The 12,399-nt window shown below is 36.7% G+C and carries 10 protein-coding genes; all 10 read left to right on the forward strand.

Going from position 1 to position 12,399, the window contains the following annotated elements:
• Positions 1-944, forward strand: a 944-nt coding sequence (locus BUW93_RS14710) for an alpha/beta hydrolase-fold protein (RefSeq protein WP_110688306.1), incomplete at its 5' end; no start/stop codon positions are given.
• A 1,168-nt stretch (positions 945-2,112) separates the two neighbouring features.
• Entirely contained in the window at positions 2,113-2,865 is a 753-nt protein-coding gene (locus tag BUW93_RS14725; RefSeq protein WP_081212518.1) for a class I SAM-dependent methyltransferase, read from the forward strand.
• A 150-nt stretch (positions 2,866-3,015) separates the two neighbouring features.
• Positions 3,016-4,311: a toxin-antitoxin system YwqK family antitoxin gene (locus BUW93_RS14730; RefSeq protein ID WP_157893346.1), complete on the forward strand. Its 1,296-nt coding sequence runs from the start codon at positions 3,016-3,018 to the stop codon at positions 4,309-4,311.
• A 134-nt stretch (positions 4,312-4,445) separates the two neighbouring features.
• A complete protein-coding gene (locus BUW93_RS14735; RefSeq protein ID WP_081212510.1) occupies positions 4,446-5,714 on the forward strand; it encodes a hypothetical protein in 1,269 nt (422 codons plus the stop codon).
• An 84-nt stretch (positions 5,715-5,798) separates the two neighbouring features.
• Complete coding sequence (locus BUW93_RS14740; RefSeq protein WP_081212511.1) at positions 5,799-6,212, forward strand: hypothetical protein; 414 nt, start codon at positions 5,799-5,801, stop codon at positions 6,210-6,212.
• A 160-nt stretch (positions 6,213-6,372) separates the two neighbouring features.
• On the forward strand, positions 6,373-7,227 hold the full coding sequence (locus BUW93_RS14745) for a hypothetical protein (protein WP_081212512.1): 855 nt from the start codon (positions 6,373-6,375) through the stop codon (positions 7,225-7,227).
• Positions 7,228-7,561: 334 nt separating this feature from the next.
• Positions 7,562-8,722 (forward strand): helix-turn-helix transcriptional regulator, encoded by a 1,161-nt coding sequence (locus tag BUW93_RS14750; RefSeq protein ID WP_081212513.1) that lies wholly within the window; start codon positions 7,562-7,564, stop codon positions 8,720-8,722.
• 202 nt (positions 8,723-8,924) lie between these two features.
• On the forward strand, positions 8,925-10,349 hold the full coding sequence (locus tag BUW93_RS14755; protein WP_081212514.1) for an amidohydrolase family protein: 1,425 nt from the start codon (positions 8,925-8,927) through the stop codon (positions 10,347-10,349).
• Positions 10,350-10,397: 48 nt separating this feature from the next.
• Positions 10,398-11,570 carry an alpha/beta hydrolase-fold protein gene (locus BUW93_RS14760; RefSeq protein WP_081212515.1) on the forward strand — a complete coding sequence of 391 codons (1,173 nt, stop codon included), beginning with the start codon at positions 10,398-10,400 and terminating at the stop codon, positions 11,568-11,570.
• A gap of 152 nt (positions 11,571-11,722) precedes the next feature.
• A complete protein-coding gene (locus BUW93_RS14765; RefSeq protein ID WP_081212516.1) occupies positions 11,723-12,217 on the forward strand; it encodes a DUF6252 family protein in 495 nt (164 codons plus the stop codon).
• Positions 12,218-12,399 lie beyond the last annotated feature (182 nt).

Below are 12,399 nucleotides of genomic sequence, written 5' to 3' on the forward strand. Positions count from 1 at the left end.
ACACCAGTGCAATGATTTCCTTTTTGACTGATAATACAAAATCTTACATTCTTGTCGGAATTACTTCTCCATATAACGAAAAACTTGATTACGCGAGGAATAATGATTTACTACCGGTGTTAGAAACTAAAAACTCAAAGGATAGATATGGAAAGTATTCTGGAAATGCCGACAATTTTTTTGCTTTTGTAAGTACCGAAATAATACCTTTTATAGATTCAAATTACAGAACTTTAAATAACAAAATCGCAGTTGGGCATTCCTTAAGTGCATCATTTATATTAGATTCATTTCTTAAAAACCCTAATTTGTTTAATGCTTATTTAGCTATTTCACCAAATCTTGCCTATGATAACGGGAAATTGGCAAACAAGCTTGTCGATTATGAATATTCCAAAATTGAAAAACCGACCTATTTATATTTAAGTAATGCTAATGAAGGTATAGACTATTGGAAAGCATGGAAACCTGCGAGAGAAAAAGTATATTCTTTTTATAACAAAACACTAAAGACCAATACTCTCAAAGTTCAAATCAATGAATTTCCCGAATACAATCATTGGAGTACATTTCCACCAAGTTTAAAGAAAGGACTTGATTTTTATTTTAAAGAAATACTTAGTTTACAAGGAAAAGAATTAAGTAAAGAAGAGTATAAATCAACAATAAAAGTAAAAGTTCTAAATAAAGAAGATACAATATATATTACCGGCAATCAGGATAATTTAGGAAATTGGAATCCTGATAAAATCAAAATGGATAAAATTTCTGATTTTGAAAGAACAATAACTCTTAAACTAAAAAGTCCAGCTCAGTTTAAATTTACAAGAGGAAATTGGGATTCGGAAGCAGAAGTAAAAGGAACTTATGGAAATATCACTATAAGACCTGAAAAACAAACTGATTTTAAGTTTAAGATTGAAAATTATTTTGACAGTGAATAAGGATCCACGATAATATTAACAGTGGCTAACAGCGATTAACGGGGCCAATATGCGGTATTCCAGGAAAAAGAATAACTTAGAACTCCAAACAAGAAAACAACAAGCCGACATCCCGATAGCTACCGGGAGCATCCCTACTTCTACAACTGGAGGTAAGCGAAACCCATATAAACCATGGCCCTAATCAAATTTTGAAATAAAAATTAAGAAATTTTGGAAACCAACAAATTAAATGAATTAAGAGATTCAAAGAATTTAAAACCTTATTGGGTAGAATTACCTTTTATTTTATTGTCCAAAATTTATATTCATTTTTACTCTGAAGAAAAAGAATTTTATCTGATTTTTCCTTCTCATATTTTAAGTTTCCTATTATCGTTAAATATCATAAATATCATCACAATATTTTATGAAGTGCCGTTAGTCTGGTCGCTTATATTTTGCCACATTATTTTATATTTTTTAATAGGCTTTATTTATATAAAAAGATTTCCAGCATTTAATAGTTTGAAAAACTTCAAACTTACTATCTCTCAAAAAATCATCGCCATCTCATTAATAGTTTTATTGGTTTTCAACTTTATAATTCTGGCAAATTATTTAAAATCCCGATAAATATTTAATTACAAATAATGGAGGCGCCAAAGTTTACAACAAGGCATGTAAACAATGGTTCCTGAAATTTTAATTCTTATAAAAAAGTATATTTACAATAACTAACTTAAAAACAACAACTTAGAACCCTAAGGTAAAGTATGTTAATTCAGGCTATAAGTTAAAGAAACTTGATGAACACATTATTGAAAAAGGAATGAACTCTGATTTTAAGGATTTTGAAGATGCCTTACAATACTTCAGTGCTACGGACTCAGATTGCGATATTATAATTACCAGAAATGGAAAAGATTTCAAAAAGTCTTTGCTACCAGTGATAACTCCAAAAGAATATTTACAAAGTATAACAACAAAATAATTACGCCCAATAACAAAGCACTATCAAAATTTGGAGCATTTAAACTTAAGACGTTGAATCGCCAATAGGCGGAATGTTTAGAAAGAAAACAATTAACTTCATTAAACAACCAGATCTTAGCCTGCAAATCTGCTTCCATTACTCCCCCAACTTGCGATATGCGAAACTCTGGTGAGTAACCTAAAAAATAAACAAGTGACAGAATTAGAATTGATCATCGACTTACACAAAAATTCAGAAAGGCAGGGCCCGGGAAGTGAAAAAGACACAGGCAGAGCACTTGATCTATTGAATTTACCGAGTGACCAAACCTTGAAAGTAGCCGACATGGGTTGTGGTACAGGTGGACAAACCATCTCCCTGGCCAAAAACTTAAACGGGCAAATAACAGCAGTTGACCTGTTCCCGGAGTTTTTGAAGGAACTCGATGAAAAAGCTCAAAAATTAGGATTGAAGGACAAAATCCTTAGCCTTGAAAGATCAATGGACGATTTATCATTTGAGAAGGATGAATTTGATCTTATATGGTCAGAAGCTGCGATCTATAACATTGGATTCGAAAACGGACTGAAAAAATGGAAAGACTATTTGAAAGTCGGCGGGTATTTAGCGGTAAGTGAGGTTACCTGGATAACTCAATCCCGACCAAAAGAGATTGAAGAATTCTGGAAGGCGGAATACCCGGAAATCGATACTGCCGCTAACAAGATCATGCAATTAGAAAATAATGGCTATTCTCTCGTGGGCTATTTTTATTTAAGTCAGGACAGTTGGATGGAAAGCTATTACAAGCCAATGCAGGCAGGATTTGAGACTTTTCTGCAACGCCATAACAATTCGGAACTTGCGGGAAAAGTAGTTAAAGATTATCAGGCGGAAATCGACTTGTATCAAAAATTCAAAGATTATTATAGTTACGGATTTTATATAGCCAGGAAAGATTGGTAAAAGACTGCTTATAAAGTTGTTTAGCCCTTAGGTTCTTGAGAAAAAGTTACTTTCCTGTAACAAAATACAGAAAATTCCTACTAACCGAAAAAGCCATTTTTATTATGTCTGGCCGGTGTTTAATTAATAATAACTGTAAAAACCCATACTGTGTATAAGAACTACTTTCTACCTCTACTCCTTTCAGCAAGCATACTTTTGTCTTCCTGCGAAAAAGATGACAATGTGCCGCAAACCGACTACTCTATAACATCTACTTCCCATTTCGAACTGCTTGATCAACATCAAAATGGCTGGATAAAGCAAGGCCGGTATCAGTTATCCGAAGATCCTACCGAAGAGTTCGAATATTATGAAAACGGGTATATAAAATCGGCCAGGGTGTATGCCAGCTATCCGCAACACCACCTATATATGGAAGTGAGCCGCAGTGAAGACAATAAGCCCCTTTGGTCTAAATACTACCATCCCGACGGAAGTCTGTGGTTAGAAACCGAATATAAGAACGGGCTGCCCTCGGTCAAGAAAGTGTATAGCGAGGAAGGTACGGCTATTCACACCTACATAGACGGAGAATTGAGCCTGGTGGAATTTACTGCGGCCGACGATAGCAGCACCGCCATCACCTCCTACGATAAAGCCGCAGGAAAACGCAGGGTCACTATTACCAAAAACGGGGAAAGTATTCTTGATAAAAACTATCCTTACCAGGAGCAGGTGGGTGCGGGTATTTACGCGAATAGTCATATGCCGGTCGCCAATCCTTTTGGATCTTCGGAAACTTCCTACAACAAACTTAACCAGTCTTTCTCCCAAAGCCCCACCTGGGAGCACGATGCCGACCCAATTTCCTTTATGTTTCCATATCGGTTATTCGATGAAATTTATAACCCGGGAGATTATTTTGCTACCAAATTTGCTGTAAGCACCGAACTATACCAGTCGGTCATTGAGCAGTACCCGGTAACCGAAAGAGGTGTTTTGATGAGCGGAGGTAAGTATGAAGACGGTATAGAACATTTTCAGGACCATTATGAGGTACGGGATTCCCTGGCCAAAGTTTATAACGAAAACCCTGAACTCTACCAACTGAAATACGGCGACGAGTATATCGAAAAGATTGGCTACGGGAAGCTCTTTTTTATAATAGGTGCCCTCCGCAACCTGCCTACCGATGCTAATGTTGCCGATAATATTAAAAGTATAGCCCGTAAAAAAATGAATGCAATGATGGGGGGCAATTCCATCACAACAGAGGAGCAGGAACAACTCGACAAGGTATGGTTTGAGGTGAAGTTTTTCTCTACCCTCAAATCTCATCGCAATGGCATTGTTTTAAATAATAACGATAACTATAATGCGCTTATTGAGGAATTTCAAAACTCAGAGTCTTCGATCCTTCAACTGAAGTATGCCGCATTCGAACATATGTTTACCAGAAATTAAAAATCCGGTAGCCTTAGAATGGAAATAATTAACCTGATCAAATGAGATCTCAATTATAAGCTCAAAAGCATTTCAGAAACCAGAAAATAAAATCAATGATCTTCCGCGTCTCTAAGCGGAACTTAAATTTAGGTATGAGAACAAATTATTTATTAAAGTTAGCTGTTATCCCAGTATGTTTTTTTCTTCTATGGAGTTGCTCCAAAGATGGAGATCCGGATGTATTACCGGAGGTTGAGGAAAGCAAAAGCTTATTAAGCGTCAGTCTTGCACCAAATTATTTTCCGGATGATCCGGATGTTGAATATAGTGGCGCTGTTTATCTCACTAATGAAGAAGGAGAAGTAATTAGCAGCGGAGAATTAAAAAATGCCTCTACTACAGAATTGCAGGAAGTATATGATCTCACCACCCAAAAGCTTAACCTTAGCTTTGTAAAAAAAATAGTACACCCCGGAGGCACCTCCTTCAGGATAAGTACTTATACTGATGTTGATCCTTACGAGTTCTCCTTTGAAAATCCATTGGTGAAAGCCTGGTTGGATAAAGCCACTGTGCAAATACTTAATACCGGCTCCAGGCTGGAACATTTTATTTACAATTACCCCTCATATTCCGGAAATACTTCTGAGAATGAAGCTACCTTTGACATACGCCTGAGACAGGATCCTGATCATCTCTTTTTTACCGTAAAGAAAGAAACTGAAGATTTTAGAAGGTATTTTCTGAAAAAGAATGTTAGTCCGGGTGCAGAAATAAGTGTTGATTTTCAGGACCTCCCTCCTATCACCAGGGATTTGACAATCGATCTTCCGGAAAACAACTCTTTCTCTGCTTTCATAGGCGGTGCAGAAAGTACAGCCCCAAATAATTTTTATGCAGGTATTGCTGAAGTTAGAGCCAGAGATGGCCGAAGCTCCCACACTTTTGCAATTCCCGAAGATCTCTTTGAAAATTATAAACTGCGTATGATCCTTGAACGGGATCAAAAGCAATATACCCTGGATGAAAAAACCAACTCGATCAAAGAGTCGTATGGTTTCCCCGAATGGGATCTGCAATCTTCTTCCGCGGGAACTGAATACTCGTTTACCTCCACAACTCCTGCAGATTATTATAAAGCCGTTTTCCATTATGTCCCATCAGATCAGCCTTACGACATAGTCTGGACCGTAACAGGCAGGAAAACGAACGAGATGAATTTTAGCCTTCCGGAGCTTCAGGAATTTATTGCAGAGGATATTCCCAATTTTAGCCTGGAAGAGCTAAGCCTGAAATCGGGAGCTTTGATCAGGCTTGAAGGAATTTCCAATTACAAGGATTTCATTATGGCCCAGGAAGATAACTTTTCTTCGGAAAAGGAAACAATTACAAAATCTGAAAATCTAATCAGTAAGTTCTAAGAAAAAGCAGCGGAGACAAGCCCTATAAAAAATCGGCCTAACTGAAAAGCCTTACGGGTAGGACCTACTTTAAACCTATACACCATGAAGAAAATTAGCCTTTTTGCCTTAGCATTAGGATTATTATTATTTACATCCTGCGCTAAACACATTTATGTAGACTATCAAAATGAGGTTACGAATACCGGCACTCTGGTTATTAAACCCAGCAAACCTACCCAAAGAACTTTTGTAACTATTAACGATAGTTTGGTAGTGGACAGGAAATTTGCAAAATCGGTAACGCTAAAAAAAGTCCCTGAAGGTGCCCACGTAATTAATTATACTTCTGAAAATAGCTGGTATAAAGACAAATTAAATGCTGAAATGGCGGTGAAACTGGACAAAGGGAGAGAAATAACTAAACTTGTGGAAGTTCCGCCTTACAGTACAGGATATTGGATTTATGTTACAGGTTCGGCAATAGTAGGAGCGCTTATCGCTATCTCTGTAAATTAAACTAACCAGATCCCGGCTGATAAAAGTCAGCCGGAAATAAATTCACTGCAGCTGCGAAGCATTTGTCGCTGCGTGGGGATCGAAGCAGAAAGGGGAAAAATCCCCGGCTGAACAAAAATAGCCTGATTTATATTTATAAAACTAACCTAATCAAGCTATTATGAAAACTAAATTCTTCTTTCTGTTGTTTTTTGTAATTACTTTCAGTATTTCTGCCCAAAACAATCCTACCGATAATGATTCCTTAGGCGGCAGCTACTATTTTATACAATCTCCACCAGGACCCCTGGAACTGCAAACCCGTAGTGATGGAAAAACTGATATTGGAGTCCCTTTGGACTCAAAAATTTTCTTCATCTACGAAGATGAAGATTACGTTTATTATAAATATTGGCCCTTTAACAGTGATAAGCTTAAAAAAATATATAATAAGTTTATTCATAATCATTTAACCGAGGATAGTATTGTTTCTCCAAACGGGTTGGGATATGAAGTGGTAAATCATTTTTATATGGAAAAAGAAAAATTTCGTGAACTTACCGCTCCCATTTATAGTCACTTTAAAGGGGTTTCTGTTGGAGCATATACAGTACCTTTTAGATTAAGGGGAATTGGTGGAGATTTCGATTTCGAATCTGCTTTATCTCTTCAGGCCAATATGATTTTAGGATTCGGTTCCTATAATTCGGAGAGATCCTGGTTAGATTTAAGTTTTGGTATTGGCTTAACCGGTGTAAAATTGGATCCGAAGAACAGCGACGTTTTAGAAGACCGGACTGCCAATGCCTTCACCACTTCTATGGGGGTCCTATTGAAACCAAAACCCTATGCTAATTTGGGGATGTTTTTAGGCTGGGATTTTTTAGGAAGAAATGATAATGAGGTTAATTGGCAGTATAATAAAGAACCCTGGCTTGGATTAGGCATAAATATAAGTTTCAATGAGGTAACTACAGAGAGATCCCCGGAAAGTGAAAAAGGAAAAAAAGTCAAACAGGATAGGAGAGCAGATTAATTTTATAAAAGGCACTATTTATCTTCTTCCCTGGGCCTATCATTTCAATCAATGCTATGATCACAACAAAGCCAATGCTTTAGATTCATGGCTCAAAACCGAGAAAAAAAATTTAATAAGGAGATTTTTCCCCTTTTCCGGGTTTGTGTTTTAAATATTTGTTGAAATATATATCTTTGAGTTGTTAAAATTTTTAACAATCAGGAAAATGCCGGGTAATTAATTAAAAATAAATATTATCTTTTGCTTTTTCTTAAGTAACAAAATAAAGTATAATACTTACTTAATTGAATGCTACCCCCTTTATAATCCCCTTGCCTTGTAATCAAAAGATATGATCATTATTCTCCTGATAGTAGCGATCTTCGGTTTTTTTCTATCTATTACCTTATTTTTTAAAAAATCTACCAATACCATGGCAACGCATATCCTGGGGAGTTTTTATTTTCTCTTATCGGTATATACACTGCAGGCCTACATTATTGATGGGGGCTTTTTAGAACATTTTACCTGGTTTTTCCTTTGGCCGCTTCTCCCCTATCATTTAATATTTATTCCAATTTATTATTACTTTAAAGTAATTCTAACCGATCAGTTTAAACTGGATGAAGCCGAATTGATCCTTTTAGTACCATTTCTGATAGGAGTCATAGATGTTACCTACGTTTACCTACAACCTGCAGATTTTTATAATAGTATTCTTTCAGAAACAATTGCGAAACCCGAAAGGAGGCTGAATGTACAATACCTACTTTTAAGCCTGGACCAGCATCTGCTCATGCGCCATCTGTGGCAGCTGGGAGTTTTAATAGTTCTATTTCCCGAAATAAAATTCTTTGTAAAAAATGGTGAGGATGAAGCCCTTAAGAATATCCTTGATAAATGGTTAATGGCTTTCTGGGGAGTTTTAATGTTTATGGCTGTTTTGGCTATTATTTATGCCCTGGAAAAGATGATGCTCTTTAAGATCTTCGATTCCCTAATCATGATAGACAAAAACGGAGGTATAATTACTCTTTCTCTTTATATCGCTCTTTTTCTAATTGGCCTCATCCCTGTTTATTTTCCCAGTATTTTATATGGTTATCCCCAGAAACCGGGATCTACTTCTAATTTTAATTCCATTGAAGCAGGAGAAGATCTTAAGTTTGGCCTGGAAAAGGAAGAGGTATTAAAAAAACTGGAACATCTTAAAGAAAATAAATGCCATTTAGAGAAGGACTTTAAACTTTCGGAATGCGCCCGAAAACTGGAGATGCCATCCCACCATATCTCTTACTTTCTAAAACAGTATTACGGGCTGAGTTTTGCTGCTTACCAAAATAACCTCCGAACAGAACATGCAAAGAAATTAATTGAGGAAGGCTACCTGGAGAACAATAGCATCGATGCTTTAGCCGAAGAATGTGGCTATACCAGCCGAAATTCCTTCAGAAAAACCTTTAAGAGCCTTATAAACATTAGCCCCAGCGAATATGCCGGCACTTTAAATTAACCGCTCAAAAGCTCCCGGGTTTGAAAAATAACCTCTTACCTGAACTTCAGGCTTAAGGGGTATTTTTTTTATCTGATCTATCTTTATTGAATTAAAAACATTTTTCAAAACCTGTACCCTATTGGGCACAACTTAGGCCACAAACTGTAACTAAAGCAGGAGATTTTTGTCTATTAAGGCAAATCATCAATCAAAGATCAAAATGAAACACTTTAAAATCTTAATGCTGTTTGCAGTTATCAGCTTCAATTTAAATGCCCAAAACAATTTAAATTTAGAAACCAAAAATCAGGAACATACAACTTACGCTATAAAAAACATCAATGTAATCCCGATGACTGAGAACAATAGGCTTATTGAAAATGCAAGCATTGTTATTCAAAATAATATAATCCAATCTATTAATGATTCTATTCCGGCGAATGCTAAAATAATTAACGGGAAAGATAAATGGCTTATCCCCGGATTAATTGATATGCACGTGCATAATCTGGCAAGTTCAACTCCCTTTGTATTATATCCAACAAAAGGTCCTTTGATAAATTTTGATACCCAGGATCTCATGAGCCTGTATATTGCTAATGGGGTTACAAGTGTTTTTGAATTGAGTGCGAGACCAGAACATATAGGGCAACGAAATGAAATTAAAAGAGGAGATGTAATTGGACCAAGAATAGCTTTGGCCGCATTGATTGACGCTGAAAATGCTAATATGACAGCTACAAATCCAGCAGACGGAAGACAGGCCGTTAGAATTGCTAAGGGTGAGCAATATGAGTTTATTAAAGTATATAGTAAATTGAATGAAGAAACTTTTAAAGCGATAATAGATGAAGCTCAACAGCAAAACATGAAAGTCGTTGGCCATATTCCTGGCGTATTTGAAGGACAACCAGCAAAGGATTTCTTTATTCCTCATTTTGGTTTAATTGCACACGCTGAAGAATTATCTAAACAAACCAATGAGTATACTTACGAAAAAGCTCAGGAATTCGCTCGTTTGGCAAAAGAGAATGGTACCTGGTTGATTCCGAACTTAAGTAATATGGAATCAATTATTAAGCAAGCGCAATCCTTAGAGAATATTCAAAAGTTGCCGGGCTTTAAGTATGTTCATCCACTAATGCAAAGTAAGTGGATAACTTCAAACAGTCACTACGGGGCATCTGACGAACTAATAGAATATTTTCAAAAACAAGCTGATTTTCACAAACTGTTGGTCAAAGCATTTAAAGAGAATGAAGTGCCTATGTTAGCTGGAACCGATGCCGGAATATCGGGTATTATCTGGGGCTTTTCACTTCACGACGAATTAAAATTGTTGGTAGAAGCTGGTTTAACCAATGAAGAAGCATTGGCTTCTGCGACTAGACTAGGTGCAGAATGGCTTGAAATTGAAGATAAAATGGGAACTATTGAAACCGGTAAGTTTGCAGATTTAATTTTACTCGATGAAAATCCTTTGGAAAACATCAGCAATACCAGTAAAATTTCAGGAGTGTTTGTAGATGGTCAATGGATTGATAAAAACAAAATTGATGCGATGCTTACAGATGTTGAGAAATGGAATGAGGCAAATAAAGAAAGCTTTGACTGGAAAGAACTTTTGAATAGTTTAAAGAATTAAAAAACTGTACTTTGCTAAGTCGAGTACCAATCATAAAGAAAAAACAGAATGAGTAAAAATATCATTGTAGTACTACTTTTGATGCTGGGAATTAACCCGGTAAAATCGCAGGATCTCGAAGAAATTACAATCGGCACAAAACATTCCCTTAGGTCTGATATTTTAAATGAAGACCGAGAATATTGGATTAGTCTTCCTGAATCATATAATGATAGAGGATCATCTTATAAAAACTATCCGGTACTCATTCTACTTGATGGAAATATACATTTTAAAGCGGTTTCAGGTATGCTCAACTATATGAGCTCTGATTCATACAGAAACCGGAAAATTCCAGAGATGATCGTAGTTGGTATTCAAAATGTTGATAGAAGACGAGACTACACCCCAGAAAAAATTGTGACAGTAAGAGCGAATAATTCGGGTGGAGGCGAGAAATTTCTAAGCTTTTTGGAAGAAGAACTTATTCCGGAACTGGACCAAAAGTATAGAACAGCACCATATCGAATCCTTTTTGGGCATTCTCTGGGAGGTTTACTGGCCACTCATGCCTATATGAAAGAAGAGACCGCTTTCAGGGCCTTTATTGCCGTTGATCCCAGTTTTGGGACCTGGGATGCCGAAACCATGGACAAAAAGTTAGATAGCCTGACTGAGCGACCCTTTGAACGATTTCTTTACATAGCCACTGCCAATTGGGGTAAAAGGAATATCAGAAATCGTGATCGCCATGTAAGATTGTATGAAGCCCTGAATAGTAAATGCAAAGGTAAATTACCTGCAAAATTAGAATACTTCGAGAAAGAAGATCACAGCTCAGTGCCCATCATTGCTTTCCATAATGGAATCTCTGCAATTTTTGAAGGTTATGGAATCTCCTATCGTGAGGTGGCAGACATAGCGCAGTTAAAACAACATTTTAAAGCACTTTCAGAGCGACTTTCCTGGGATTTTCATCCTCCCGAGCATCTTGTAAACCAATTAGGTTATCGCCTGCTACAAAACGAAAATGCTAAAGACAATTCCAGGGCCTTAGAATTCTTTATCCTGAATACAAAAAACTACCCTAATTCCTTCAATGCTTATGATAGCCTGGGAGAGGCTTATGAATCTTTAGGAGAGCACCAAAAAGCAATCGAAAATTATAGAAAATCCTTAGCACTGAATCCTGATAATGAACACGCAAGAATAAAATATAAAGAATTAAGCAAGAGCAGATAATAGATGATCAACCTAAAGAACTACTGATTTCAGAAAACCTCATCTTTGATATTAAGAATGAAGATATTGATTGGAATTTCGCAAGGAAAAGATTTAATTTCCACGCAACCTTTTACCTTCTATCCCATCTAATAAGAAAGCTAAACCATTAGATGATGAAAAAATTAAATCTTATCCCCTTGTTGTTTTTACTGTTCACTTTTGTACTTCTCTCCTGCAGTAAAGATGATGATAATACGCAACCTGATTTTATCTCAGCAAAAATAAACCAGGAGAATTGGAATGGAGATCCTGAAGTATATCTTAATCCGGAAAATGATACCTTAACCCTGCTTGGTGCCGGAGACGAACAGGTTGTGGTATTCAAAATTAAGTTTAAAGAAGAAGGCACCTATAATTTATCAGATGCGCAGGCTAACTATTATACCACCATTGGTGGGGACGTAATAACAAGTTTCTATACGCTAGACCCGGAGTTAACCTCCCAACTTACAATTACTGAATACCACTCTGAGAGCAATACCATAAAAGGTAATTTCAAACTCAATTTAATTCAGGATTGGAGTAATCCTGAAACCGAAATTGACCTGCTGAACTTCACTAATGGGGAGTTTAAAGGAACAATTGTAGAGCAATCCGACTTTTAAAATTGGAGACCCGCGCGTTGAGATTCCGGGTCCAGCCGGGAATGACGAAACAACACAAAACAACCGTCACCCTGAACTCGATTCAGGGTCTCATCTGAGTGAGCAACCGACAACTTCACAACTCACAACGGAGAACCAGCAGGATGAGATTCCGGGTCGAGCCCGGAATGACGAAACAACAC

It is taken from the genome of Salegentibacter sediminis, from assembly GCF_002078605.1.
GTDB classification, from domain to species: domain Bacteria; phylum Bacteroidota; class Bacteroidia; order Flavobacteriales; family Flavobacteriaceae; genus Salegentibacter; species Salegentibacter sediminis.